Here is a 26,679-nt window from a genome sequence, read left to right as displayed (position 1 = left end):
TTCCGGTGACCTCCATCCACGCAATCGTCTTCCTGCCGCTGCTGGCAGCCATCGTCGCAGGGCTCGGCAACCGCGCGCTCGGCAACACCGTCGCCAAGTCGCTCACTACGGCCGGGCTGTTCATCTCGTGCCTGCTGAGCTGGCCCATCTTCCTCGCCCATGTTGGCGGCGAAGTGCCTGCGCAGGTGATCCCGGTGCTCGACTTCATCAAGTCGGGCGACCTCGATGTCGCGTGGTCCCTGCGCGTCGATACGCTGACCGCGGTGATGCTCGTTGTCATCACGACGGTCTCGGCGCTCGTCCATCTCTATAGCTGGGGCTATATGGAGGACGATCCGGATCAGCCGCGCTTCTTCGCCTATCTGTCGCTGTTCACCTTCGCGATGCTGATGCTCGTGACCGCTGACAACCTCGTCCAGATGTTCTTCGGTTGGGAAGGCGTGGGTCTGGCGTCGTACCTGCTGATCGGTTTCTGGTTTCGGAAACCGAGCGCGAACGCCGCGGCGATCAAGGCCTTCGTGGTCAACCGCGTCGGCGATCTCGGCTTCATGCTGGGCATTTTCGGCACCTTCCTCGTGTTCGGCACCGTCTCGATCCCCGCGATCCTCGAAGCCGCACCGGGCATGGCCGGATCGACCATCGGCTTCCTCGGCTACCGCCTCGACACGATGACGATACTCTGCCTGCTGCTGTTCATCGGCGCGATGGGCAAGTCGGCGCAGCTCGGCCTCCACACCTGGCTTCCCGACGCGATGGAAGGCCCGACCCCCGTGTCGGCGCTGATCCACGCGGCAACGATGGTCACCGCGGGCGTCTTCATGGTCTGCCGTCTCTCGCCGATGTTCGAACAGAGCGAGACCGCGCTCGGCTTCGTCACCTTCATCGGCGCCGCGACCTGCCTGTTCGCCGCCACCGTCGGCACCTGTCAGAACGACATCAAGCGCGTCATCGCCTATTCGACCTGCTCGCAGCTCGGCTACATGTTCTTCGCGGCGGGCGTCGGCGCCTATGGCGCGGCGATGTTCCACCTCTTCACGCACGCCTTCTTCAAGGCGCTGCTCTTCCTCGGTGCGGGCTCGGTGATCCACGCGATGCACCACGAGCAGGACATGCGCTATTACGGCGCGCTGCGTAAGGAGATCCCCTTCACCTTCTGGGTGATGCTGATCGGCACGCTCGCGATCACGGGCGTCGGCATTCCGGGCGTGCTGGGCTTTGCGGGCTTCTATTCGAAGGACGCGATCCTTGAATCCGCCTTCGCCTCGGGCACCAACGGCCAGCTCGCTTTCTTCGTGGGTTCCTTCGCCGCGCTGCTCACCAGCTTCTATTCGTGGCGGCTCATGTTCCTGACCTTCTGGGGCAAGCCCCGCTGGGTCGAATCCGAGCATATCCAGCACGCCGTGCATCATGTGGTCGAGCATCGCGACGAGCCTACCGAAGAGCATCATGCCGATGAACACGATCCGCTGCCGCACACCGGCACGGGCGGCTATCATCCGCATGAAAGCCCGCTCTCCATGCTGATTCCGATCGGCCTGCTGGCATTGGGCGCGATCTTCGCCGGCTTCCTCTTCCACCACCAGTTCGTCGAGGCCGAGCATGGCGTCCACTTCTGGAACGGCAGCCTCGCCTTCGACGCGCACCTGATGCACGCGATGCATGAGGTGCCGACCTGGGTGAAATGGACGCCCTTCGGCGTGATGGCGATCGGCCTGTTCATCGCCTGGCGCGCCTATATCGTGAACACCGACATTCCGGAGAAGTTCGTGGCCCAGTTCCGCGTGCTGTACGATTTCCTGCTCAACAAGTGGTATTTCGACGAGCTCTTTGACCTGATTTTCGTGAAACCTGCCTTCTGGTTCGGCCGCCTCTTCTGGAAGGGTGGCGACGAAGGAACGATCGACCGCTTCGGCCCCGACGGCATCTCCGCGCTCGTGGTCAAGGGCAACGGGCTCACCGCGAAGCTCCAGTCGGGCTTCCTTGCCAGCTATGCCTTCGTCATGCTGATCGGCCTTGCCGCAGCGGCGACCTGGGCAGTGTGGGCGATCGCACAATGAACCAGCTCGGCTTTCCCATCCTTTCGCTGATGCTCGCCATTCCGATGGCGGCGGCGGTTGCGTGCCTTTACCTGAATGCGCAGAATGCGCGCATGCTCGCGCTCGTCGCGACACTCGTTGACCTCGCGCTCGGCATCGTGCTTTGGCTCAATTTTGACGCGAGCCCGTTGGGCTCGCAGTGGCAGTTCACCGAATATCAGGAGATATTCGGTCGCTTCGCCTGGGCGATGGGCATCGACGGCATCGCACTGATGCTGATCATGCTCACCCTGTTCCTGATGCCGATTTGCATCCTCGCTTCGTGGGAGGCGATCGAGAAGCGGGTGCCCGAATACATGTCGGCCTTCCTGTTCATGGAAGTGCTGATGATCGGCGTGTTCACCGCGCAGGACCTGTTCCTGTTCTACATCTTCTTCGAGGCCGGCCTGATCCCGATGTACCTGATCATCGGCATCTGGGGCGGCAAGGACCGGATCTACGCGTCGTACAAGTTCTTCCTCTACACGCTGCTCGGATCGGTGCTGATGCTGATCGCGATGCTGTGGATGGCGCGTGAGGCGGGGACGACCTTCATCCCCGAACTGATGAACTACGACTTCCCCGTGGAAGCCCAGACACTGCTCTGGCTCGCCTTCTTCGCCTCGTTTGCGGTGAAGATGCCGATGTGGCCCGTCCACACCTGGCTTCCCGACGCGCACGTGCAGGCGCCGACCGCGGGTTCGGTGATCCTCGCGGGCGTGCTGCTGAAGATGGGCGGCTACGGCTTCATCCGCTTCTCGCTCCCCATGTTCCCCGAGGCTTCGGCAGAGCTGATCTGGGTGATCTTCGGCCTGTCGATGATCGCGGTCGTTTACACCTCGCTTGTGGCGCTTGTGCAGCAGGACATGAAGAAGCTCATCGCCTATTCCTCGGTTGCGCACATGGCGATCGTGACGATCGGCCTGTTCGCCTTCAACCGTCAGGGTCTCGAGGGCGCGATGATCGTGATGCTCTCGCATGGCCTGGTCTCGGGCGCGCTCTTCCTGTGTGTCGGCATCATTTATGATCGCCTGCACACGCGCGAGATCGACCGCTATGGCGGGCTTTCGATCAATATGCCCAAATATGCGCTGTTCTTCATGCTCTTCACCATGGCTTCGGTCGGTCTGCCGGGCACCAGCGGCTTCGTCGGCGAGTTCCTGTCGCTGGCGGGCACCTACCAGGTATCGAGCTTTGTCACGCTGATCTGTACCACGGGCATCATTCTGGGCGCCGCATACATGCTCTATCTCTACCGTCGCGTCGCGTTCGGCGAGCTCGACAAGGACGATGTCCGCGCCATGCCCGACCTGTCTCACCGCGAGATGTGGCTGATGGCCCCCATCGCCGCCGTCGTGCTGTGGATGGGCGTATATCCGGAGAGCTTCATGGCGCCGATGCGCCGCGATATCGGCACCTTGCTCGCGCGCATCGAACGCGCAAAACCCGTCGGCGACGCACAGTTCGCCATGGGTAAAGCACCAGTCAAAGTTGAAGCGCACGGGGAGGCGCACTGATGGACTACGTTGCTTCCCTTCAGATGGCGCTCCCCGAGGTCATTCTGAGTCTCGGCTCGCTCGTCCTGCTGATGGTCGCGGCCTATGTCGGCGACAAGTCGACGCGCGCGATCGGCTGGCTCTCGGTGCTCCTCTTCGCTGCCGCCGGCCTTGCGCTGCTCGGCCCCGCCGGTCATGGCGGCGAGGCTTTTTACGGCCTCTACCGCGCAGACGCCTTCGCCGCTTTCGCCAAGCTGCTGATCTTCATTGCGGCGGCAGTCTCGATCATCATCGCGCCGGACTTCTTCAAGGACGGCGCGCTGCGCGCCGAATATCCGGTGCTGATCGTGCTTGCCGCAGTCGGCATGGGGATGATGGTTTCGGCCGCAGACCTGCTGACGCTCTATGTCGGACTCGAGCTCAACAGCCTTGCGGCTTACGTGCTCGCCAGCTTCATGCGCCGAGACACGCGCTCGGCCGAGGCGGGGCTCAAATATTTCGTCCTCGGCGCGCTGGCGTCGGGCATCCTGCTCTACGGCATCACGCTGCTTTACGGCTTTTCGGGCACGACGATGTTCGAGGGCATTGCGGTCGCGATGAAGGACGGCCTCTCGAACGGGGAACTGTTCGGGCTCGTCTTCGTGCTCGCGGGCCTCGCCTTCAAGATCAGCGCGGTGCCCTTCCACATGTGGACGCCGGACGTGTATGAAGGCGCGCCGACGCCGGTCACGACCTTCTTCGCAAGCGCGCCCAAGGTTGCTGCAATCGCGCTGACCGTGCGCGTTGCCGTGGAGGCGATGGGCCCGGGTTCGGACGCATGGCGCCAGATCGTGATTTTCGCCGCACTCGCCTCCATCGTGCTCGGCGCGGTCGCCGCGATCGGTCAGATCAACATCAAGCGCCTGCTCGCCTATTCGTCGATCAACAATGTCGGCTTCGCGCTCATCGGGCTTGCTGCGGGCACCGAAGAGGGCGTTGCATCGGTCATGACCTATATGGCGATCTATGTCGCGATGACGCTGGGCAGTTTCCTGTGCGTGCTCCAGATGCGTGACCGCGATGGCAACCATGTCGAGACGATCTCGAGCCTTTCGGGGCTGTCGAGCACGCGTCCCGCACTGGCGGCGGCGCTCGCCACCTTCATGTTCAGCCTTGCGGGGATTCCGCCGCTGCTCGGCTTCTGGGCGAAGTTCCTCGTGTTCGACGCCGCGGTCGCTGCGGGCATGTGGCCGCTGGCCGCGATCGGCATCGCGGCTTCGGTGATCGGGGCTTACTATTATCTCAAGATCATCAAGACGATGTATTTCGACGAACCCGCGCCCGCCTATGCGCCATCGAACAGCGTCGTCGAGAACGGCCTGATCGCGGTCTCCGCGCTGTTCGTCTCGCCGCTGGGCTATTTCCTGATCCCGGTGCTGGGCGTGGCAACGATGAACGCAGCCAGGGCGCTGTTCTGACGATCATCCGCACCGTAGAGGCAACCGCCTCCACCAATGCCGATATGCTCGGGCTCGCCGCCGCCGGAGAGCCCGAGGGGCTTTGGCTCCGAGCCGAGACGCAGACCGCCGGACGTGGGCGGCAGGGGCGCGACTGGGCATCGCCGCGCGGCAATCTCTATGCGAGTACGATCGTCAGGTTGCGCCCGAGCGATCCGGCCCCGGCCACGCTCGCCTTTGTCGCTGCGGTCGCGCTGGCTGAGGTCGTCGCTGCATGGACGAGGCACGCGCAGTTGTCGCTCAAATGGCCCAACGACCTATTGCTCGATGGCGCCAAGATGTCGGGCATTCTCCTCGAACGCGCGGGCGACGCGGTGGTGATCGGTATTGGCGTCAACCTCGCGCATCATCCCGAGATCCCGGATCGGATGACGACCAGCCTTGCCGGACATGGCGCGCCGGACCCGGCACTCTTTCTGGAAGACCTGGCGGCCGCCTTTGCGCGCTGGCTTGACCGCTGGCGCGGAGAAGGGCTGGCGCCGCTCCGCGAGAAATGGCTCGAATGGGCGCACCCGCGCGGTACTGCACTCGTCGCGAATTTGCCCGACAATACCCGTGTTGAGGGGCTGTTCGACGGTCTCGATGCCGATGGCGCGCTCATCCTGCGCTTGGCGGACGGGACCGCGCGTGTCATTCACGCGGGCGACGTCTTTCTGATCTGAAGGTTCATCATGCTGCTCGCTATCGATGCCGGAAACACCAATGTCGTCTTCGCGCTCGTCAGGGGTCTCGAGATTCGCGCGCGCTGGCGGATCGCGACCGATCCGCGCCGCACCGCCGACGAATATGCGGTGTGGCTGCGCCAGCTGCTCGATCTGGAGGGCTATGGCCTCGACGATGTGACCGGTGTGATCATCGGTACCGTCGTGCCGCGCGCGCTCCACAACCTCACCGTGCTGTCGGAAAAATATTTCGGGACCGCGCCGCTCGTCGCCGGGCAGGGGGACGCCGAATGGGGGGTGACGCTCGACGTGGTCGAGCCCAAGACCGTCGGCGCGGACCGCGTGCTCAACGCGATCGCGGCGCATGCGGGGCACAAGGGGGACCTGATCGTCATCGATTTCGGCACCGCCACAACCTTTGACGTGATCGACTATACCGGCGCGTACAAGGGTGGGATCATCGCGCCCGGCATCAACCTGTCGCTCGACGCGCTGGTCGCTGCCGCGGCCAAGCTTCCGCGTATCGCGATCGAGGCACCGGCCGGCAACAACAGCGTGATTGGTCGCACCACCGAGGACCAGATGCATATCGGCATCTTCTGGGGCTATGTCGCCATGATGGAGGGGCTTGTCGCCCGGATGAAGGCCGAGATTGGACGTCCGGTGAAGGTTCTTGCTACAGGCGGCCTTGCGACGCTGTTCGAGAAGCACAGCGACGTGTTCGATGCGATCGAGCCCGATCTGACGATCCGGGGGCTCGCAATGCTTTACGAACGCGTGAAACACTGAGTGTCATTCCCGCGAAAGCGGGAATCCAGACGATGCCGGAGCGCGCAAAAAGTGCCCGGCTGGATCCCTGCTTTCGCTGGGATGGCAGGTATATGGATTGGACAAGACCCAAGTGACCAAACCCGGCAATGAACTCCTCTTCCTCGCGCTTGGCGGGTCGGGGGAGATCGGCATGAACGTCAATCTCTACGGCACCCAGGGCAAATGGGTGATGGTCGATTGCGGCCTGACCTTCGCTGACCCCGCTTATCCGGGCGTCGAGCTGATCCTGCCCGATCTGTCGTTCATAGAAGAGCGCGCCGAGGATCTGCTGGGAATCGTCCTGACGCACGGGCATGAGGATCATATCGGTGCGCTGCCCTATCTCGCCGCCGACCTCGGCGTGCCGCTCTATGCCACCCCGTTCACCGCGGGGCTGATACAGGGCAAGCTCGACGAGGAGGGTATCGCCGATCAGGTCGAACTCAATATCGTCGACAATGAAGGCAGCTTCGCGCTCGGGCCCTTCGGTTTCCGCTACGTGCCGCTCGCGCACTCGATCCCCGAGGGCAACGCGGTCCTGATCGATACGCCCTATGGCCGGATCTTCCACACCGGCGACTGGAAGCTCGACGATGCGCCCCAGCTCGGTGCGCCATCAACGCCCGAGGAACTGACCGAAATCGGCGATGGGGGCGTGCTCGCACTGGTCTGCGACTCGACCAATGTCTTCAATCCCGAAGCGTCGGGCTCCGAAGGTGCGGTGCGTGCGGGGCTGGACGAGGTGATCGGCCAGGCAAGGGGCAGGGTGCTCGTTACCACCTTCGCCTCGAACGCCGCGCGTCTCCGGACGCTGGGACAGGTCGCAAAGGACACGGGCCGGACGCTTTGCGTCGCGGGGCGTTCGCTCGACCGCATCCTGCGCGTTGCCAAGGCGACGGGCTATCTCAAGGACTTTCCGGATGTCGTCGATTTCGACACCGCTATGGGACTTCCCGCGCGCAATGTCATGATCGTCGCGACGGGGGGGCAGGGCGAACCGCGTGCGGCGCTGTCGCGGATTGCCGAGGGCTCGCATCCGATCAAGCTCGACGCGGGCGACCTCGTGGTCTTTTCGTCGAAGCAGATTCCGGGAAACGAGATAGCTATCGGCCGCATCCAGAACGCGCTTGCTGCGGCGGGGATCGAGATGATCACCGACCGCCAGGCGCACGTCCATGTCTCGGGGCATCCGGGACGCCCCGAGCTCGCTTCGATGTACCACTGGATTCGGCCGCACATCCTCGTGCCCGTGCATGGCGAGATGCGTCACATGGTCGAGCAGGCGCGCTTCGGGCTTTCGCAGGGGGTGCAGCAGGCGATCGTCCAGCAGAACGGCGAGCTGATCCGCCTCGCCCCCAACGGCCCGCTCAGGCTCGGCCACGAGCATGTCGGGCGGTTCGTGCTTGATGGCGACGTCATCCTCCCCGCCGACGGTTCGACGATGAATGAGCGGCGCAAGCTGTCGCTCAATGGTCAGGTTTCCGTCGCTGTCGCGCTCAATCGCGACAATGCATTGGTTGGTTCACCCGAGATCCGGCTCAACGGCGTACCGGTCGAGGAGGATCGCGAGGCCTTTCTGGAGGACGTGTGCGCGGCGGCGGAACAGGCCGTCGCCAAGGGCGCGCGCGACGACGGCTCGCTACGCGAGGCGTTGCGCCTGGCGGTCCGGCGCCGCGCCACGCACTGGACGGGCAAGAAGCCGGTCGTCGATGTGTTGATCATAAGGGTCTGACGCCATGAAGTGGACTTCGGCGCTCGCCATCTATCTGCTCTTCTGGGTGATGTGCGCCTTTGTCGTACTGCCCTTCGGCGTGAAGACGCATGACGAAGCCGGGCTGCCCAAGACGCCCGGCCAGGCCGACAGCGCGCCTGCCAATTTTCGACCCGGGCGCGTAGCGCTGTGGACGACGGCGCTCTCGGCAGTGACCTTTGGCCTGTTCTACCTGAACTACGTGAATGGCTGGGTTGGCGTCGAGGCGCTTGACCTGTTTCGTCACCCGGGGTGATCGCCGCCGCGGCATGGAAAACCCAACTTTCACCGATCAATTGAATGCTGGGTGGCGCGCAGTCTGTCGCTCAGCCACATCGCGCCCATGAATGTTGTTGAACGCATGCTGCACCAGCGGATATTGCGGATTCTCGTTCCAGAACCGGTTGGCGCGCGGCGCGGGGACCGGCTGCTGGCCTGTCTCGGAGCATTGATCGGTATCGCGCTGACCAGCTTGGCATGCCTGGGCCTGCATGTCGCACCAGCCGATCTGCCTTTGCTCGTCGCGCCGCTTGGGGCATCCGCGGTGATCCTCTTCGTGCTGCCCGCAAGCCCGCTGGCACAGCCTTGGGCGATTTTCGGCGGCAATGTCGTTTCCGCGATCGTCGGCGTGGCGGCGGCGCGCCTGATTCCCGATGTCTCGCTCGCCGCGGGTATCGCGGTCGGAGGCGCGATCCTGGTCATGTCGGTGTTGCGCTGCCTCCATCCTCCGGGCGGCGCCGCGGCGCTGACCGCGGTGATCGGCGGCCCCGCCATCACCGCCGCGGGCTTCAGCTTTGCCCTCGTGCCCGTCGCGATCAATTCGCTGCTTCTTCTCGCCATCGGTTGGGGTTTCCATCGCCTTTCGGGGCATAGTTATCCGCACCGCGTTGCAGCGGGCGCGGAACTACCCCAAACACTCGCGTTTCATGCGGAGGATATCGATCACGCAATCGCCGCAATTAGGGGAGGAGCTTGATGTCAGCAGGGAGGACCTGCAGCTGCTCTGCCGCCATGCGCAGGCCCACGCGATCGCCCGGCGGGCTCTGGCCAAGCCGCGTTCAGCGGATGGCAATCCTGCCTCGCCTGCCAACGACGGCGCGGATGAACGCGCTGCTTGAGCCTTCACCGTCGCATCGTTGGAGTGTGCGCGCCATTTCAACGGCAACTCCCACGCGCATTCCATCATTCGTCTGGCATTTGCGTGCAGCCCGACATGACGGGCGGACCAGATTGAGGACAATGAGATGAAGAAACTGGCGCTCGTGACGCAGTCATCGCTCGGTCGCGCGGCGATCGGCTTCGTCGGTACCGCGGCGGTGCTGCTGGGGACGCCGCTCTTCTCGCCCGACGCTTCCGCTGCCGCGCGCGACCCGGACGCGATTGTCATCCCGGAGAATTCCGTCGCCGCCTGATCCCGTCAGGCGGTTGCACGTCAGTTGCGCAGTCGCTCGATCGCTTGTGCGAGCGCGACGTAGAGCTTGCCCATGTCCGACGACAGGATCGTCACGCCGAGCGGCGATCCGTCGCGTGTCGACAGGATGTGGCGGAGCATCGCCTCGAAATCGTGGATGTATCGATTGACCTGTTCGCGGAACTCGGTGTCGTCGTCATAGTGACGGGCGATTTCGCGTACCTCGCCAGCGTCGAGCAGCCGCACCGCCCGCCGCGTGAAGACGCCGCGATCGCCCTTCAGATAGGCGGCCCAGGCAGTGTCGGTGACGTCGTTGGACAAGATTTTGGTGACGTCGATCGCGGTCGAGTTGAGCGACTCGATCAGCAGCGCGACCTTCCTTGAAAGCGTATCGCGATTGGCCTCTTCGGCGTCGGTGCGCGCCTGTTCGATCCGCGCTTCGACATTCGAGGTCGTGTCGGCGATCGTCAGCATCTGGTGCATCAGGCGCTCCGACGCCTTGTCCGCCGCCGCGACCGCGCGCTGAGCCGCCGCGGCGATCTCGGCCATCTGTGCCTCGACCTTTGCGGTGATCGTTTCGCGCATCGCCTCGTCGCTGGCGCGTCCGAGCGCCGCGCTGGTTTCGGGCACGATCGAGGCGAGCGTTTCCTTGGCGCGCTCGGATGCCTGCACCGCGGTCTCGCGCACGCGGACGAGCGATTCGATCAGCTGCGGGCCCGCCGATTCGGCGAAGCGCGTCGCCTCGTCGCCGGCAAGGCCGATCGCCTTGCCGAGCTGCTCGACGGTCTTCTGCCGGGCCGTGATCTGGCGGTCGATGTCGGCGACCAGCTTGTCGATCGCCTTACGTTGTTTGGTAACGACGGATTCGGTTTCGGAGAGTCGATTATACGCGCTCAGCGTCGTCATCTCGAGCTTCTCGGCCTCAGGCACGACCGAGGAGAGCAGCGTCTTGCTGGCGCTGACCTTGCTGTCGAGCCGGTCAAGCGCGCCGGGCAGCGTCTCGTCGAGCTCCCGCGCATTGGCGTCGAGCGCGGTGAGCAGCGATTCCGACTTCTGGATCAGCGTGTCGGCGACCGTGCCGCCGCGGCGCAGTACCTCGGTCATCCGCTCGGCATGGCCATGAAGATGCTCGATCGCTTCGGACAGGCGGCCGGTGCGCTCGCTACCCGTCTCATCAAGGCTGACGAGCCGCTGTTCGGCTTCAGCAAAGGCGGTCTGCAGCGTGGTGACCATATCGCGCGACACCGCCTCGTGCGTCGCGAGCAACTGGCCCAGCTGTTCGATCCGGGCGTTGATGTCGGTGACGCGCGCGGTCAGCGCGCGCGCGGCTTCCTCGCCGGTCTGGCCGAGCGCGGCATGCGATTGTTCGACCATGGCGAGCATCGCGGCGCCCTGCGCCTCCATGCCCTGGCGTGCAGCGTCGATTGCCTCGGCGGCGCGCGACAGCGCGGCGTCGACGGCTTCGGTCATCTGTCCCGCAGCCGCTTCCAGTCGTGCCCCCGCGACGTCGCTCGTGCTTTCCATTCTGGCGAGATGCGCGGCGAGCCGTTGCGCGGCGCCGCCCGCGATCTCGTCCGCCTCGCGGCCGCGCAACGTCAGTGAGGACAGCTGCGCCTCGAGCGCGCCGGCGTTTTCATGCGCCTTCAGCCCCGCATCGCGCAGGTCCTCGGCCATGCGTCGCGTCTGGACCTGCGCCTTGGGCAGATCTGCAAGCAGCACCGTCATGTCGGCACGCGCCGCGGTGGCCGCGGTCTTGAGTGCGTGTGCCTGCCGGCCGAGCGATTCGACCTCACCGTGCATCGCATCGCTCACCACCTTCATACGCGCCGATGCTTCCTCGCCAATGTCCATCAGCTGCTGCGACTGTTCGGCGAGCAGCGCGCGGTTCTCGTCGATCCGCTGCGTGACCGAGCGCAGCACCGATTCAAGCCATTGCGAATCGGATCGGAGCGCGGCCGAGGTGCCCGCGAAGCGCTGCGCCTCGCGGCGGCTGCTGCGCATCAGCAGAAGATAGACGACACCGATCAGTGCCAAAGGCGCGCTGATGCTGACGAAGAACGCAACCGCCTCCGCGGGCGCGGGCAGCCGGCCGCCAAGGCCATCCCAGAAAGCCCACATCGTGAACCCCGTCCAGGAAAGCGCGAGTACAAGGCAAAAGACCGCGGCGGCCCGATCGCGCCCCTGCGAAAACGTCTCTTCATCGTCCGGGAAATAGATCGGCTCGAGAACCTCCGCCTCGGCGTCGCCGGGCGGCGCGCCTTCCGCGTCTTCAGTCCCCGTTCCCGTCGCCCTGCGGCGGATGTCGATGATCCGTGATCCCCCTGTCATGACGCATGTTTATCATGAATTTCCGGTCAAGGAACATCTTATGGAAACCGCTCCTTAAGGCTCATCGGATATATCGCACGGAATGGCATATGATCCCGGAGCCCTGGATACCGCGCTGGCGGCGGCGGTCGGCAACGATCCCGCATTGATCGCCGAGTTGCGCAGCGCGTTTCTTGAGAGCGCGGGGCGGCAGCGTGACCTCCTTTCACGTGCGCGCTGCGATGCCAACTGGCGCGCCGCAGCATGGCGGCTCAAAGGTCTTGCGGCGAGTTTTGGCGCGGTCCGGCTGATGGAGGCGGCCGAACAGGCGTCGCGCACTGTGCCTGGCGATCCCGGCGCGTTCCGTCGCATCGATGCCGCGATCGCATCCTTCGACTGCTGAACCCCCCTTTGCACCGCCGCGCGGAAAGCCTATCGACCGTCAAGGTTTTTTGGGGGTTGAGGGACGTACGTGGCGCTCGCCAGTCTGATTATCGGCTGTTCGGAACGCGAGGATGACAATCGCGGCCTGCGCGCCGCCTTGCCCTTTCTTGGCCAGACGCTGATTGAATATCAGATCCGGCAGGTCGCCGCCGCTGGCGCACGGCATGTCGTCGTGCTCGTCGAACGCGTACCCTCGGCGCTGGTCGGGGCGGTCGATCGGCTGCGCCGCGACGGCATCGCCGTCGAACTGGCGCGCAGCGTCGCCGATGCGGCGGATCGCATCCATCCCGAAGAAAGGCTGCTGCTGATCGGCGACGGCGTCATTGCGCGGCAGGAAGTGATCGATAAAGCCGGTCGCGCGAATGCGCCCAGTATCTTCACGCTCCCGGATGCCAGCGAGACGCTGCGCTTCGAGCGAATCGACGCGGGAGCACGCTGGTCAGGAATTGCGCTGGTCGACGGCGCCACGCTGCGCCGGACCGTCGCGATGCTCGGCGACTGGGATCTTCAGTCGACCCTGCTGCGACGGGTGATCCAGGCCGAGGCGATGCGCATAGAGACCGGCATCGGCTCTGTCTGGCTCATCGACCGCGCCGACGAGGCGCGGCAGACCGAAGCGCAGTTGCTGAGCGGTAAGGGCAATGACTTCCTGCCCGGATCGTTATCGGAGGCGATCACCGCGTTCCTGCTTGGACGCAATATCAAGCCGCTCTGGCTACGCACGGGATCAATCCTGCTCGCGGCATCGGCGCTGCCCGCCTTCGGCAATGGCTGGATTACGACGGGGACCGCCGCCCTCGCGCTGTCGGGGCCGGTTGCGGCAATCCCCCGGCGAATGGACGGCGTGGCGCTGCGCGCCGCGAAATGGAACCGCCTGTGGCGGACCGGTCGCGATATCGTCTTTGCAATTGCAGCATGCGCGCTCGCCTGGCGTCTGGCGCGCGACGGCGCGGGTTGGGGGGTCTGGGCGCTGGCGCTGACCGCAATCGCGCTGATGGTCGCGGTGTCGGGGCAGGACAGGCTTGTCGGGCGCTCCTATGTCAACGCACCCGCGCTCGCCGCCCTTTATCTGCCCTTCGCCTTTTTCGGCTACCCGGTGGGCGGCATCGCCGCTGCCGCGCTCGCAGCGTTCGGCGCGCTCATCTTCGGTCAGCGGCTGCTGGGCCGCAGAATCCGCGAGGGTAACCTGCCCGTCACCGAACGGGGATAGACCCGGGGCAGCGTTTGCGGTCGACGCCGCCCCGGGCAACGGCAGCGCTACTTCTTCGCGATCTCGGTATCGGCTTTCGCCGGGATCTTGACGCCTTCCTCCGCCCACTGCTCGCGGGTGCGGCAAACCGACCTGGACATGCGCGTTCCGGTGAACGAGGCCTTGTAGCAGTACTTGCCGGTCTTCGCGTCGAGCGTGAGCTGTGCCTTTTCCGCATTTTCGGATTCTCCGGCCAGCGCCGGGGCGGAGGTCGCGGCGAGCGAGAGGCCGATCACGGCCGCGCGCATGAATGCGATGGAATTGGTCATCCTGATTTCCCTTCGAGTGTCTGTATCTCACCGGGCTACGCTCGGTACGCGCCGTCTTCGACTTGGCGTGTTGGTTGTGTAATACAGTTCGAGCAAGCTGCGGTGGCGACTTCGACCAACGACCGTTCACCGTCGACGTGCGGATCAACGACATGGGCCGCGAAACCAGGCCGAATGACGCTAAGAGCAATTTAACTATGCTCGTTTATCGCGGTGCCATGTTCGCGGAGGACAGTGACAAGGCGGCGCATGAGCCGATCGGCGCCGAGCGGCTGCTGGCCGACGCCGCGCGCGCGGCGCATGCGACGCGTCATAGGCTCGCATCGCTCGTCGACCTGTTCCTTCCCGATACGATGCGGCTCAGCGACTATCAGCGGGTTACCGTGCGCCGCTTCATCGTGCGGCTTGTCGCCACGGTCGAAAGCGATGTCCGGCAACGGCTCGTCTCGGAACATGCCGCGCGCTTCTCTCCCGAACTTGTCGCCGCACTCGGAAGCGCGCGCGTGGCGATCGCGATGCCCGTCCTCGAACGCGCGCGGGCGCTCCACGATATCGAACTCGTTTCGCTGTTGCTCGCGCGCGTCGAGGAGCAGCGGGTCGCCGACGATTTGCGCCGCAATGCCGCCGCCAATGGCGAGGTCAGCACGCTGATCGAGGCACTGCTCGCCGACGCCGACGCCGCGCTGTCGGCGGCCGCGATGTCATTGCTGATTGCCGAGAGCCGCCGATATTACATCTTCGAGGAACAGGTCCTGCCGCGCACCGACCTGCCCGCCGATCTCCATTATCGCCTGGTCTGGTGGGTCGCCGCAGCGCTGCGCGACTATATGACGCGGCTTCACGGCGCTGATCCAGCGCAGGTCGACACCGCCCTGATGGATGTCGCATCGACAATCCTCGCAGCACATGACGAGGGAGAAACGCTCGAATCTTCGGCGATGCACCTCGCGAGGCTGCTCGGCGAGCGCGGCTGGCTCGACGATCAGGTGCTGAGGGCGGCGTGCGTCGAAGGGCGGCTGGCATTGCTTGTCGCGATCCTTGCAACGCGCGCCGGGCTCGATTTTGACGCCGCGCGCGACATGATCCTGCCGTCCTATGGCGATCGGCTGATCCTGCTGATGAGGGCACTCGACGTGAACCGCGAGTCCGCTGCGGCGATTTTGCTTGCGATGGGGTTGGGCGACGCCGAGTTTTCGGATGCAATGAATGCCTATGATACGCTGATTCCCGTGCAGGCGATGGAGGCGATCCGTCCCTGGCAGATCGATCCTGGCTACCGTACCGCGATCGCCTCGCTCGCAACGCGTCTCGCCGAGCGCGGTAACGGGTGGGCGCCATGACCGCGTTGACCGCACATGGCCGCGTTGACCGGCAGGGACGGCTGGTCGAGGCCGACACGCCCCTGCTTGATCTGCATTTGCGCGCCGGGGGCGAGGAGGGCGGCATGCTGGCCGTACCCCAGATCGCGACATTGGCGCGGCTTGCCCAGCGGCTCGGCATCCTGATCTCGCGCGCCGTGATCGCGGCGGACGGGGCGGAGGATGTCGATCTGTGGGTGCGCGCCCAGCCCGAAGGCAACGACGTTCGCCTGACCGTCGGCGGCTGGAGCCGTCGGACCGCGCACAGCCCGGCCGAAACCGCGAACATGGAGCGCGAAACCGACTTCCTGCGCGCGAGTGCCGACTGGCTCTGGGAGGCTGACGAGAATCTCAGGATTGTTGCGCTGTCGGCGTCGGCGGAAGCCGCCATCGGCGGGGCGGCGAGCGCGGTAATCGGCCAGCCGCTGACCAAGCTGCTCAAGCTCGTCGAGAGCGACCAGGGGACGCTCCCATTGCTCGAGGCACTCGCGGCCAAAACGCGCTTTGACGATCAGATTGCGGAGATGCGCGGCATCTCGGGGCGCGTTCGCCTCGCCGCGGTGCCGCTGCTCGACGGCGTCGGCCGCTTCAGGGGATTTCGCGGCGGTGCCAGCTGGCTCAACGTGCCCGCACGGCTTGCGCATGACGATGATGCGGTCGGCGTTCCCGATGCTTTTGGTGAACGGCTCGACAAGGCGCTGCGCCAGCCGCTGGGGCGGATCATCGCCAATGCCGAGAGCATAAGGGCGCAGAGCGAAGGGCCGTTGCGCCGCGACTATGCCGATTACGCGACCGACATTGCCACCGCAGGACGCCATCTGCTCGCGCTGGTCGACGATCTTGTCGACCTGCAGGCGATCGAGCGGCCCGACTTCCAGCCCGCGATGGACGAGATCGACGTCGCCGACATCGCGCGGCGCGCGGCAGGGCTTCTCGCGGTCCGTGCAGCCGATCGCGATATCCGAATCGACAAGCCGGCTACGGATGAGCCGCTGCCCGCGCGCGGTGAATTCCGCCGCGTGCTGCAGATTCTCGTGAATCTGGTAGGCAATGCGGTGCGCTATTCGCCCGCGGGCGCAATGGTCTGGATCCGTGGCGAGGTCGTGGAAGGCCACGTACGCGTGGTCGTGGCCGACCAGGGCAAGGGCATCGATGGCGAGGCGCACGAGCGCATCTTCGAGAAATTCGAGCGCATCGATCACGACGAGCCCGGTGGCAGCGGGCTCGGTCTCTACATCGCGCGCAGGCTGGCGCGCGCGATGGGGGGCGACGTCGTGGTGGACAGCGCACCCGGTCAAGGCGCGCGGTTCACCCTCATCTTGCTGTCTGCCTGATCAGCGGTTGTCGATCGCGACATAGTCGCGCTGCGTCGGGCCCGTGTAGAGCTGACGTGGACGACCGATCTTCTGCTCGGGATCCGAGATCATCTCGTTCCACTGCGCGACCCAGCCCGTGGTGCGCGCGAGCGCGAAGAGCACGGTGAACATCGTCGTCGGGAAGCCGATCGCCGACAGGATCACGCCCGAATAGAAATCGACGTTCGGGTAAAGCTTCTTCGAAACGAAATATTCGTCCTTGAGCGCGATCTGCTCAAGCTCACGCGCGACGTCGAACACAGGATCGGTGACGCCCAGCTTGTCGAGGACCTCGTTAGCGGTCTTCTGCATCACCTTCGCGCGCGGATCGTAGTTCTTGTACACGCGGTGGCCAAAACCCATCAGACGGAACGGATCATCCTTGTTCTTGGCGCGCGCGATGTACTCGGGGATACGGTCGGGCGTGCCGATCTCGCGCAGCATGTTGAGCGCCGCCTCGTTCGCGCCGCCATGCGCGGGCCCCCAGAGGCACGCGATGCCCGCCGCGATGCACGCAAAGGGATTGGCCCCCGACGAGCCGGCGAGGCGAACGGTCGAGGTCGAAGCGTTCTGCTCATGGTCGGCGTGCAGGATGAAGATCTTGTCCATCGCGTCTTCGACGACCGGATCGACGACATATTCCTCTGCAGGGACGCCGAAGGTCATGCGCAGGAAATTGCCCGTGTAGCTCAGCGAGTTATCAGGGTAGAGGAAGGGCTGGCCGACCGAATATTTATACGCCATCGCCGCGATCGTCGGCATCTTCGCTATCAGCCGGTGGCTGGCGATCATGCGCTGGTGCGGATCGGTGATGTCGGTCGAGTCGTGATAGAAGGCCGAGAGCGCGCCGACGACGCCGCACATGATCGCCATCGGGTGCGCGTCGCGGCGGAAGCCGCGATAGAACGTCGCGAGCTGCTCGTGCAGCATGGTGTGACGGGTGATGGTGTTGTCGAACTTTTCGAGCTCGGTCTTGGTCGGAAGCTCGCCGTTCAGCAGCAGATAGGCGACTTCCATGAAGCTCGACTGCTCGGCGAGCTGGTCGATCGGATAGCCGCGGTGCAGCAGCACGCCGTTGTCGCCGTCTATGTAGGTCAGGCCCGATTCGCAGCTGGCGGTCGAGGTGAAGCCGGGGTCATAGGTGAAGGCGCCCGTCTGGCCATACAGCTTGCGAATGTCGAGGACGTCCGGACCAACACTGCCCTTCAGGACGGGTAAGTCCACATTCTTGTCGTCCATCGCCAGTTTCGCGGGTGCTTCGGCCATATTCACTTCCTTCCTGTCAAAACTCCGTCACGGGCGAATCAGGCTGCCCGTTCCGCGATACGCGCCAGCGACTCCTCCCTGCCGAGAAGCACCAGCACGTCGAATATTCCCGGCGAGGTCGAACGCCCGGTGAGCGCGGCCCGCAAGGGCTGGGCAACTTTGCCCAAGCCAATTCCTGCATCCTCGGCCACCTGGCGCACCGCGGCTTCAAGCGCAGGTGTGGACCAGTCGGCGACCTTCTCCAACGCGGCGCCCGCCTGTGCCAGCAGGTTCGCCGCGTCGCCCTCTAGCAGAGTTGCCGCCTTTTCGTCGAGCATGAGCGGGCGTGTGTCGAAGAGGAAGAGAGCGCCTTCCGCGATCTCGTTGAGATTCTTGGCGCGCGGCTTGAGTGAGGCCATCGCCGCAGTCAGGAGCGTGACGTCTTTGCTGGTCAGCGTGCGCCCGATCCGCGCTTCGACGCGCGTACGAACCAGATCGGCAAGGCGCGTATCATCAGCCTCGCGAATATAGTGGCCATTGAGATTCTCGAGCTTCTTGAGGTCGAAGCGCGAAGGCGAGCGGCCAACGCCCGCCAGCTCGAACCATTCCACCGCCTGTTCGCGGCTGATGATCTCGTCATCACCGTGACCCCAGCCCAGCCGCAGCAGATAGTTGGACACGGCCTCGGACAGCAGCCCCATTTCGTCGCGATAGGCGTCGACCCCCAGCGCACCATGGCGCTTGGATAGCTTAGCGCCGTCGCTGCCGTGGATCAGCGGGATATGCGCATATTCGGGCTCGGGCCAGCCCATGGCGCGATAGATCGGCAACTGGCGGAAGGCGTTGTTCAAGTGATCGTCACCACGGATGACATGCGTGACCCCCATGTCGTGGTCGTCGACCACCACCGCAAGCATATACGTTGGTATGCCGTCCGAGCGGAGAAGCACGAGATCGTCGATTTCGGCATTCTGCACGGTGACCTCGCCCTGGACATGGTCGCGGATCGTGGTCGCGCCCTCGATGGGTGCCTTGAGGCGGATGACGTGGGGCGCGTCGGGATCGCTGGGGACCTTGTCGCGCCAGGGCGAGCGGATGCGCAGCGGCTGCTTCGCCGCCTGAGCCTCGGCGCGCATCTGCGCCAGCTCGTCGGGGGTCAGATAGCAGCGATAGGCAGCGCCGCGCGCCAGCATCGCATTGGCGACCTCCGCATGGCGCGAGGCGCGCGCGAACTGGTAAACCGCGTCGCCATCCCAATCGAGGTTCAGCCACTTCATGCCGTCGAGAATCGCCTCGATCGCGGCGTCGGTCGAACGCGCGCGGTCAGTATCCTCGATACGGAGCAGGAACTTGCCGCCATGGTGCCGCGCGAACAGCCAGTTGAACAGCGCGGTGCGCGCGCCTCCGATATGGAGGAAGCCGGTGGGCGACGGTGCGAACCGGGTTACAACAGGCTGAGTTTCAACGCTTGCGCCCACGCGCATGTTCTCCACTATAAGCAGGATGGCCAGAACGACCGGGCACGCCCCTAGCACGGGTTTTCCGATGCTGCAAAAGGCCCGATCGCGCGCGTCCGGCGACGTTACGACATGGCTGGAAAACTGGCTCGAGGCCGAGCGAGATCAACTCGCTCTGTGGATTCCCGTGGCGTTGGGGATCGGCATCGCGGCCTGGTTCTGGATTCCCATGCGCACGGGTTGGGTCGCGTTCCTCCTCGTGGCTTTGGCGGTTGCGCTCGGCGGCGCGGCGATCGGGTTTTCGCGCCGCGTGGGTAGGGGGTTGTTCTGGATTGGCGTCATGGCGGCATCGGGGTGCGCGCTCATCTGGTGGCGCGCGGACAGCGTTGCCGCGCCCGTGCTCGAGCAACCGGCGGTGACCCAGTTTCGCGGTCAGGTTCTCGCCGCCGAACCGCTCCCGGCACGCGGCGTGGTCCGCCTGCTGCTCGCACCGATCGAGGCGCCCGAACTGCCGGACCGGGTGCGCGTCAATATCGATGAGGCGGATGCATCGCCGCAAATCGCGCGGGGCGCCAAGGTTTCCTTGCGTGCGCGGATCATGCCGCCTCCCGAAGCCGCGGTGCCGGGTGCCTATGATTATTCGCGCCTCGCCTGGTTTTCAGGCATCGGCGGGACTGGCAAGGCACTGGGGGCGCCCGCGATTGTATCGCCCGCGCCCGACGCCTTGGGCGCCGGTTTCCGCGCCCGGCTGACGCGGCATGTGCGCGATTCGGTGGGCGGTGACGAGGGTGCGATCGCCGCCACACTTGCGACGGGCGATCGCGGGGCAATTACCGAAGAAGATGTCGAGGCGATGCGGCGCAGTGGCCTTGCGCACCTGCTCTCAATCAGCGGACTGCATGTGACCGCAGTGGTTGCCGCCACGATGCTGATCATGATGCGGTTGCTCGCGCTCAGCCCCAGGCTCGCGCTGCACTGGCCGCTGCCACTGATTTCCGCGGGGGCGGGAGCCTTGGCGGGGATCGGCTATACATTGCTGACTGGTGCCGAGGTGCCGACGATCCGATCTTGCATCGCGGCGCTGTTGGTGCTTGGCGGGATCGCGATCGGACGCGAGGCGATCACACTTCGCCTGATTGCGGCGGGGGCGCTGTTCGTGCTGCTGCTCTGGCCCGAGTCGATCGCGGGGCCCAGCTTTCAGATGAGTTTCGCGGCGGTCACTGCGCTGGTCGCGCTGCACGAACATACGGGCGTTCGCGCACTACTGTCGCGACGCGACGAGGCGATTGTGATGCGCCTTGGCCGATTGCTGCTCGGATTGCTGTTGACCGGAATTGCGGTAGAGATCGCGCTGACCCCGATCGCGCTGTTCCATTTCCACAAGTCGGGTGTTTATGGCGCCTTTGCCAATATCGTCGCGATTCCGCTCACGACCTTCATCATCATGCCGCTCGAGGGCCTGGCGCTTGTCTGCGACCTTGTCGGACTCGGCGAACCCCTCTGGTGGTTGACGGGCAAGGCGCTGGCGCTGCTGCTCGGGCTGGCGCGCTGGGTCGCAGAAGCGCCGGGCGCGGTCGCCGCGCTCCCTGTCATGCCCGCTCCGGCTTTCGCGCTCATGGTCACGGGCGGGCTGTGGCTATGCCTTTGGCGTACGCGCGTGCGCCAACTGGGGCTGGCGCCTTTATTCGTGGGCCTGATCTGGGCGCTTTCCGTACCAGGCCCCGACCTGCTCGTGAGCAACGACGGTCGACATCTTGCGCTTGCAGATGGCAAGGGTGGCTATGCATTGCTGCGCCCGCGCGCCGGCGACTATATCCGCGACGCGCTCGCCGAAAGCGCCGGGTTTGAGGGTGAACTGACCGATCTCGATGCGCTGCGCGGCGCGCGCTGCAATGCCGATGCCTGCGCCGCCGACATCATCCGCGGCACGCGCCGCTGGCGCCTGCTCGCCACGCGCAGCAGCCAGATCATGCCCTGGCGCGAACTCGTCGCGGCCTGCCGCGGCGCCGATATCGTCGTCAGCGACCGGCGGCTGCCTGATGGTTGCCAGCCACGCTGGCTCAAGATCGATCGGACTCTGCTCGCGCAAACGGGCGGCCTCGCGATCCACCTCGCGTCGCAAAACGTGCAGACGGTGAAGTCACCGGGGGATCATCCCTGGCTCAACCCGCCGCGCCCCGCAGCGTTGCCGCAATCTCGCCGAGGGGATCAGTAGCGGCGCAGAAGCCCCGCGAGCCGACCCTGGATACGGATCTGGTCGGGGCTGTAGCGCTGCGGATCATAGGCGCGGTTGGCCGGGTCGAGCCGCACCATGGCGCCCTCGCGTCGGAAATATTTGAGCGTCGCCTCGCTGTCCTCGACCAGTGCCACCACGATCTCGCCGTCGCGCGCAACGTCGGTGCGGCGGATCAGCGCATAGTCGCCGTCGAGAATCCCCGCCTCGACCATCGAGTCACCCGACACCTCGAGCGCATAATGTTCGCCCGAGCCCAGCAGTGCGGCGGGCACCGAGAGGGTGCTCTGGCCCTCGAGCGCCTCGATCGGCATGCCCGCGGCGATGCGGCCGTGCAGCGGAATCTCGAGCACGTCGTTGGCGGCGATCGGAATCTCGCGCGGTGCGGGGGCGCTCGGCGCCTTGATCGGTTTCACCTCGGCGCGCTCGGGCAATTTGAGCACTTCGAGCGCGCGGGCGCGATTGGGGAGGCGGCGGATGAAGCCGCGCTCCTCGAGCGCGCTGATCAGGCGGTGGACGCCCGACTTGGACTTGAGGTCGAGCGCTTCCTTCATTTCCTCGAACGAAGGCGAAACGCCCGTTTCGGCGAGCCGATCGCTGATGAAACAGATCAGTTCATGTTGCTTGCGCGTCAGCATCACCGCACCTCCAAAGGAACGAACGGAGAACGTGTAGGAAACAAAAGATTCCAAGTCAAGTCAGCGGCAGGATCTCCGCGATTGCGCCGGCCGGCGCGGCGGGCGCGTGCGGGGGGCGCAGGATCAATGCATTGGCCGAGGCCAGCGCAACCATCGCGGCGCTGTCCTGGCTGGTCGCAGGGCGGACAATGCCGTCGGACCAGATTCCGCGCAGATATTCGGCACGGCCGGCGGTCGGCGGAAGGTCGGTTTCGAGCGTCGCGCGATGTGTGGCGGGCAAGGGATCCCGCGCGCCGGCGAGATGCGCGACGAGCGGCCTGAGGAACAGCATCGCAGTCGCGAAGGCGGACACGGGATTGCCGGGCAGACCAAGTGCCACCGCCGCGCCCAGCCGGCCCGCCATCAGCGGCTTGCCCGGCTTCATCGCGATCTTCCAGAAATCGAGCATCGCCCCCGCGGCTTCGAGCGCGGGGCGGACGAGATCGTGGTCGCCGACCGAGGCACCGCCCGTCGTCACGATCACGTCTGCGTCGAGGGCTGCGCCGAAGGCGGCGCTGAGCGCGTCGAGGCGGTCGGGCACGATGCCGCGGTCGAGAACGTCGACCGGAAGATCGCCGAGCAACGCGGCCAGCATCACCGCGTTGGACGAGGGGAGTTGCGCGCCTTCGACGGGCATGCCCGGCGGAACGAGTTCATCGCCCGTCGAGATCAGTGCGACCTTGATGCGCCGTCGGGCCGCGAGCGTACCGTGTCCGCCGATCGCGGCGAGGCCTATGCGCGCGGGCGTGAGCCGGTCACCGGCGGCGATCAGCCGGTCGCCCTCTGCGAAGTCGCTGCCCGCGCGGCGAACGTGCTGGCCGGTGGCGGCGGGGCCTTCGCCGGTGAGGGTCAGCGCGGTGCCGTCGCGCGCGACCTCTTCCTGGATGACGATCGTATCGGCGCCTTGAGGTAGCGGGGCGCCGGTGAAGATGCGGACGGCTTCGCCCGCGCCGACCGAGCCGTCATAGCCCTTGCCCGCCACGCTTTCGCCGGTCACCCTCCAGGGGCCGGGCAGGTCTGCGAAGCGGATGGCATAGCCGTCCATCGCCGAAAGATCCGCGGAGGGCTGGTTGCGGAGTGCCGTCACATCTTCGACCGCCCAGCGGCCCGCGGCCTCGACGAGCGATACGGTTTCGACCGCCACCGGCTCCACCAGCGCGAAGAGCCGTGCCTGTGCCTCGGTGACGGGCAGCAGGCTCATGCCCGCCAGTCGCCCGATTTGCCGCCCGATTTGGCGATAAGCCGAACCTCGCCGATCTCCATGCCGCGGTCGAGTGCCTTGGCCATGTCATAGACGGTGAGGAGCGCGACCGAGACCGCGGTCAGCGCCTCCATCTCGACCCCGGTCTGGCCAGTCGTTCGCGCGGTGGCGGTGGCGGTGACGCCACGGTCATCGGGAGCGAGGTCGATTTCGACCGAGGAGAGCGGCAGGGGGTGGCAGAGCGGGATCAGTTCGCTCGTCTTCTTGGCGGCCATGATCCCCGCGACGCGCGCGACCGCGAGGACATCGCCCTTCTTGACCAACCCGTCGCGGATCGCGGCGGCCGCGTCGCCTGACATGGTGATCCGGCCCGTCGCCACTGCCTCGCGCGCGGTGGCGTCCTTGCCCGACACATCGACCATCCGCGCGGCGCCCGTCTCGTCGAGGTGCGTCAACCTGCTCATGCGACGCCCAGAAGCTCGCGCGTCGCCTGTTCGACGTCGTCCTGGCGCATCAGCGCCTCGCCGACGAGGAAGCATTTGACGCCATGCTCGGCCATCGCGTCGAGATCGGCGCTGGTCCTGAGGCCGCTCTCGGCGACGAAGGTGCAGCCGTCGGGCGCGCGACCGACAAGTTCATAGGTGCGCGCAAAATCGACAGAGAAGTCCCTGAGATCGCGATTGTTCACGCCGATCAGTCGGGACTTGAGCTTGAAGGCGCGATCGAGCTCGTGGGCGTCGTGGACCTCGACCAGCGCGTCCATGCCGAAGCGGATCGCCTCGGCTTCGATTTCGGCCATCAGCCCGTCGTCGAGCGCCGCGACGATGATGAGGACCGCATCGGCGCCGAGCGCGCGCGCCTCCGCCACCTGCCAGGGATCGACCATGAAGTCCTTGCGCAGTACGGGGATCGACACCGCCGCGCGCGCCGCGACGAGATAGGCGTCGGCACCCTGGAAATAGGGCTCGTCGGTCAGCACCGAGAGGCACGCGGCGCCCGCGCGCTCATAGGCGGCGGCATGCGCAGGCGGATCGAAATCGGGACGGATCAGCCCCTTGGAGGGGCTCGCTTTCTTGACCTCGGCGATGAGGGCGTGGCCAATCTTCGCCCTGGCATCGAGCGCGGCGCGGAAGCCGCGGGGTGCGGATTGCGTCCGTGCTTCCGCTTCAAGCTCGGCGAGAGTCTTCAGCGCCTTGCGACGGGCGACTTCCTCGCGCTTGGTGGTGCAGATTTCGTCGAGCTTGTTCATCGGCAAAAATCCCGTGTCATTCCCGCGAAAGCGGGAATCCAGCGGGTGGCTGACGCACCACCGGCCTTCGTCGACATCGCATGGATTCCCGCTTTCGCGGGAATGACAAGAAGGATGGGACCGGTCATCGGTACGCAATCCAGCAATCGAGGAGCGTGTTGGCAAGGCCGTTGTCGAGCACCTCGCGCGCTTCCTCCACGCCTTCCTCCCAGCTTTCGACGCGGCCCGCGACCATCAGCGCGGCCGCGGCGTTGAGAAGGACCGCATCGCGATAGGCGCCGGGCTCGCCCTTGAGCATCGCGCGCATCGCGGCGGCGTTATACGCGGCATCGCCGCCGCGCAGCGCCTCGAGCGGATGCCGTTCGAGACCGATATCCTCGGGCGCGATACGCGCGGTCTTCGTGCCAGCCTTGCTCACCTCTATGATCGTGCTGGGGCCACCGATCGAGAGTTCGTCAAGCGGCTCATCACCCGCGACGAGCATCGCTGCGTCGAGCCCCAGCAGTTCCATCGCACCCGCGACGACGGGCAGGAAATCGGGGCGCGCGACGCCCATCAGCTGGCGCGTCACGCGCGCGGGATTGCACATCGGTCCGGTGAGGTTGAACACCGTGCGTCGGCCGATCGCCTTGCGGATCGGGGCAAGCTTGCCGAGTGCGGGATGGTGCTTCTGCGCGAAGAGGAAGGCGATGCCGATATCGGCAAGGCTGCGTTCGGCGGTGGCCGAGGCGCGGTCGAGATCGAGGCCCAATGCCTCGAGCGTATCTGACGAACCCGCCTTGCTCGACGCCGCGCGGTTGCCGTGTTTGGCGACGGGGACGCCGCAGGCCGCAACGACGATCGCGACCGCGGTCGAGACATTGACGCTGTGGCTGCCGTCTCCGCCGGTTCCGCAAACGTCGATCGCGCCTGCAGGGGCTTCGATCGCGATCATGCGCGCGCGCATTGCGCGGGCGGCGGCGGCGATCTCGACGCTGGTCTCGTCGCGTTCGGACATGACGGTGAGAAAACGCTGGATATCCTCATCCGTCGCGCGCCCGTCGAGCATGTCCTCGAACGCCGCGAGCGCGGTTTCGTGATCGAGCGGGCTGGATGCGTCGGGAAGCTGGACGATCGTGGTCATGCCAGTTCCTTCACCTTCAGCCCCGCAAGCCGCATGAAATTGGCGAGCATCGCATGGCCATGCTCGGTCGCGATGCTTTCGGGGTGGAACTGGACGCCGTGGATGGGCAGGCCTTCGTGGCGGAAGCCCATCACGGTGCCGTCGGGCGCACGCGCATTGACGATCAGGCTTTCGGGCAGCCCTTCCTCGGGCACGATCAGCGAGTGGTAGCGCGTTGCGGTGAAGGGCGAGGGCAACCCCTCGAAAAGGCCGGTGCCGTCATGCGTGACGGGCGAAGTCTTGCCGTGCATCAACTCGCCCGCGCGGATCACCTGCCCGCCGAAATATTGGCCGATCGACTGGTGGCCGAGGCAGACGCCCAGAAGGGGTTTTCCCGCCCTGGCGCAGGCGCCGACCAGATCGAGCGAGATCCCCGCCTCGTTTGGGGTGCAAGGGCCGGGCGAGATCAGGAAGGCCTCAGCGCCCGAGGACAGCGCCTGACCGGCGGAGATCGCATCGTTGCGCACGACGTTCACCTCGGCGCCCAGTTCCATCAGATAATGGACGAGGTTCCAGGTGAAGCTGTCGTAATTGTCGATGACGAGGATCATGGCGCGGGCTTTATCGGCTGGAGGAGCGGGGGGGAAGCATTTGCTTCTATCGGCGCATAAAGCGGACGCGAGGGGGCATCAAACTTCTCCGAACTTCGCGAACATCACGCATGTGAGGCATGAAAAATATGGCATTTCGACAGGATGTTGCGTTTGCGGCGGCAAGCATGACAGATGGGGCGCGTGTAGGACAGGCCGCGCGGGCATGGCGCTGCGGCTGGC

Annotated in this window: 24 protein-coding genes; 14 read left to right on the top strand and 10 right to left on the bottom strand. The window is 65.6% G+C overall.

The window, feature by feature from the left end:
* The first annotated feature begins 5 nt into the window (after positions 1–5).
* From nuoL to AC3WJD_RS10150, 9 genes are all read left to right on the top strand, one after another.
* On the top strand, positions 6–2,057 hold the full coding sequence (gene nuoL, locus AC3WJD_RS10190) for an NADH-quinone oxidoreductase subunit L (RefSeq protein ID WP_492746505.1): 2,052 nt from the start codon (positions 6–8) through the stop codon (positions 2,055–2,057).
* Complete coding sequence (locus tag AC3WJD_RS10185) at positions 2,054–3,592, top strand: NADH-quinone oxidoreductase subunit M (RefSeq protein WP_492746504.1); 1,539 nt, start codon at positions 2,054–2,056, stop codon at positions 3,590–3,592. Before nuoL ends, AC3WJD_RS10185 begins: the two co-directional genes overlap by 4 nt.
* Complete coding sequence (gene nuoN, locus AC3WJD_RS10180; RefSeq protein WP_492746503.1) at positions 3,592–5,028, top strand: NADH-quinone oxidoreductase subunit NuoN; 1,437 nt, start codon at positions 3,592–3,594, stop codon at positions 5,026–5,028. Before AC3WJD_RS10185 ends, nuoN begins: the two co-directional genes overlap by 1 nt.
* 2 nt (positions 5,029–5,030) lie before the next feature.
* Positions 5,031–5,729, top strand: coding sequence for a biotin--[acetyl-CoA-carboxylase] ligase (locus tag AC3WJD_RS10175; protein WP_492746522.1), 699 nt, complete (start codon positions 5,031–5,033; stop codon positions 5,727–5,729).
* A 9-nt stretch (positions 5,730–5,738) separates the two neighbouring features.
* Entirely contained in the window at positions 5,739–6,518 is a 780-nt protein-coding gene (locus AC3WJD_RS10170) for a type III pantothenate kinase (RefSeq protein WP_492746502.1), read from the top strand.
* Positions 6,519–6,690: 172 nt separating this feature from the next.
* Positions 6,691–8,271, top strand: a complete 1,581-nt coding sequence (locus AC3WJD_RS10165; protein ID WP_492746521.1) for a ribonuclease J — start codon at positions 6,691–6,693, stop codon at positions 8,269–8,271.
* 4 nt (positions 8,272–8,275) lie between these two features.
* Positions 8,276–8,545: a DUF1467 family protein gene (locus AC3WJD_RS10160; RefSeq protein ID WP_492746501.1), complete on the top strand. Its 270-nt coding sequence runs from the start codon at positions 8,276–8,278 to the stop codon at positions 8,543–8,545.
* Positions 8,546–8,596: 51 nt separating this feature from the next.
* The gene (locus AC3WJD_RS10155) at positions 8,597–9,265 is read left to right on the top strand and encodes an HPP family protein (RefSeq protein ID WP_492746500.1); all 669 of its coding nucleotides are present in this window, start codon (positions 8,597–8,599) and stop codon (positions 9,263–9,265) included.
* A 268-nt stretch (positions 9,266–9,533) separates the two neighbouring features.
* Positions 9,534–9,701 carry a hypothetical protein gene (locus tag AC3WJD_RS10150; RefSeq protein WP_492746499.1) on the top strand — a complete coding sequence of 56 codons (168 nt, stop codon included), beginning with the start codon at positions 9,534–9,536 and terminating at the stop codon, positions 9,699–9,701.
* Between the two features lie 20 nt (positions 9,702–9,721).
* On the opposite strand, the gene AC3WJD_RS10145 is transcribed toward AC3WJD_RS10150, so the two are convergent.
* Positions 9,722–12,028 carry a coiled-coil domain-containing protein gene (locus AC3WJD_RS10145; RefSeq protein ID WP_492746498.1) on the bottom strand — a complete coding sequence of 769 codons (2,307 nt, stop codon included), beginning with the start codon at positions 12,026–12,028 and terminating at the stop codon, positions 9,722–9,724.
* 82 nt (positions 12,029–12,110) lie between these two features.
* Here AC3WJD_RS10145 and AC3WJD_RS10140 point away from each other — a divergent pair, with 82 nt between their 5' ends.
* Positions 12,111–12,410, top strand: coding sequence for an Hpt domain-containing protein (locus AC3WJD_RS10140; protein WP_492746497.1), 300 nt, complete (start codon positions 12,111–12,113; stop codon positions 12,408–12,410).
* 69 nt (positions 12,411–12,479) lie between these two features.
* On the top strand, positions 12,480–13,661 hold the full coding sequence (locus tag AC3WJD_RS10135; RefSeq protein WP_492746496.1) for a glycosyltransferase family protein: 1,182 nt from the start codon (positions 12,480–12,482) through the stop codon (positions 13,659–13,661).
* 47 nt (positions 13,662–13,708) lie between these two features.
* Here the strand turns inward: AC3WJD_RS10135 and AC3WJD_RS10130 are convergent, their stop codons facing one another.
* Positions 13,709–13,969 (bottom strand): hypothetical protein, encoded by a 261-nt coding sequence (locus AC3WJD_RS10130; protein WP_492746495.1) that lies wholly within the window; start codon positions 13,967–13,969, stop codon positions 13,709–13,711.
* A gap of 197 nt (positions 13,970–14,166) precedes the next feature.
* Between AC3WJD_RS10130 and AC3WJD_RS10125 the strand changes: the two genes are divergently transcribed.
* Together AC3WJD_RS10125 and AC3WJD_RS10120 are read left to right on the top strand one after the other, a co-directional pair.
* The gene (locus tag AC3WJD_RS10125) at positions 14,167–15,309 is read left to right on the top strand and encodes a DUF2336 domain-containing protein (RefSeq protein ID WP_492746494.1); all 1,143 of its coding nucleotides are present in this window, start codon (positions 14,167–14,169) and stop codon (positions 15,307–15,309) included.
* Positions 15,306–16,661 (top strand): sensor histidine kinase, encoded by a 1,356-nt coding sequence (locus AC3WJD_RS10120; RefSeq protein WP_492746493.1) that lies wholly within the window; start codon positions 15,306–15,308, stop codon positions 16,659–16,661. The genes AC3WJD_RS10125 and AC3WJD_RS10120 overlap by 4 nt, the downstream gene beginning before the upstream one ends.
* On the opposite strand, the gene AC3WJD_RS10115 is transcribed toward AC3WJD_RS10120, so the two are convergent.
* On the bottom strand, positions 16,662–17,948 hold the full coding sequence (locus AC3WJD_RS10115) for a citrate synthase (RefSeq protein WP_492746492.1): 1,287 nt from the start codon (positions 17,946–17,948) through the stop codon (positions 16,662–16,664).
* A gap of 38 nt (positions 17,949–17,986) precedes the next feature.
* A complete protein-coding gene (gltX, locus tag AC3WJD_RS10110; RefSeq protein WP_492746491.1) occupies positions 17,987–19,411 on the bottom strand; it encodes a glutamate--tRNA ligase in 1,425 nt (474 codons plus the stop codon).
* 61 nt (positions 19,412–19,472) lie between these two features.
* Between gltX and AC3WJD_RS10105 the strand changes: the two genes are divergently transcribed.
* On the top strand, positions 19,473–21,599 hold the full coding sequence (locus AC3WJD_RS10105; protein ID WP_492746489.1) for a ComEC/Rec2 family competence protein: 2,127 nt from the start codon (positions 19,473–19,475) through the stop codon (positions 21,597–21,599).
* Here the strand turns inward: AC3WJD_RS10105 and lexA are convergent.
* From lexA to AC3WJD_RS10075, 6 genes are all read right to left on the bottom strand, one after another.
* On the bottom strand, positions 21,593–22,255 hold the full coding sequence (gene lexA / locus AC3WJD_RS10100; RefSeq protein WP_492746488.1) for a transcriptional repressor LexA: 663 nt from the start codon (positions 22,253–22,255) through the stop codon (positions 21,593–21,595). The two genes, AC3WJD_RS10105 and lexA, sit on opposite strands and share 7 nt — an antisense overlap.
* Positions 22,256–22,310: 55 nt before the next feature.
* On the bottom strand, positions 22,311–23,495 hold the full coding sequence (locus AC3WJD_RS10095) for a molybdopterin molybdotransferase MoeA (RefSeq protein ID WP_492746487.1): 1,185 nt from the start codon (positions 23,493–23,495) through the stop codon (positions 22,311–22,313).
* Positions 23,492–23,959: a cyclic pyranopterin monophosphate synthase MoaC gene (moaC, locus tag AC3WJD_RS10090; protein ID WP_492746486.1), complete on the bottom strand. Its 468-nt coding sequence runs from the start codon at positions 23,957–23,959 to the stop codon at positions 23,492–23,494. The genes AC3WJD_RS10095 and moaC overlap by 4 nt, the downstream gene beginning before the upstream one ends.
* A complete protein-coding gene (trpC, locus tag AC3WJD_RS10085; protein WP_492746485.1) occupies positions 23,956–24,744 on the bottom strand; it encodes an indole-3-glycerol phosphate synthase TrpC in 789 nt (262 codons plus the stop codon). The genes moaC and trpC overlap by 4 nt, the downstream gene beginning before the upstream one ends.
* A 124-nt stretch (positions 24,745–24,868) precedes the next feature.
* Complete coding sequence (gene trpD, locus AC3WJD_RS10080) at positions 24,869–25,867, bottom strand: anthranilate phosphoribosyltransferase (RefSeq protein WP_492746484.1); 999 nt, start codon at positions 25,865–25,867, stop codon at positions 24,869–24,871.
* On the bottom strand, positions 25,864–26,457 hold the full coding sequence (locus tag AC3WJD_RS10075) for an anthranilate synthase component II (RefSeq protein ID WP_492746483.1): 594 nt from the start codon (positions 26,455–26,457) through the stop codon (positions 25,864–25,866). The genes trpD and AC3WJD_RS10075 overlap by 4 nt, the downstream gene beginning before the upstream one ends.
* Between the last annotated feature and the right edge of the window lie 222 nt (positions 26,458–26,679).

The sequence above is a fragment of the Sphingobium sp. FW306-1B-F04DB genome (assembly GCF_058781925.1).
The sequence above is the reverse complement of the archived record's forward strand: the minus strand, read 5'-3'. Positions and strand labels throughout refer to the sequence as shown.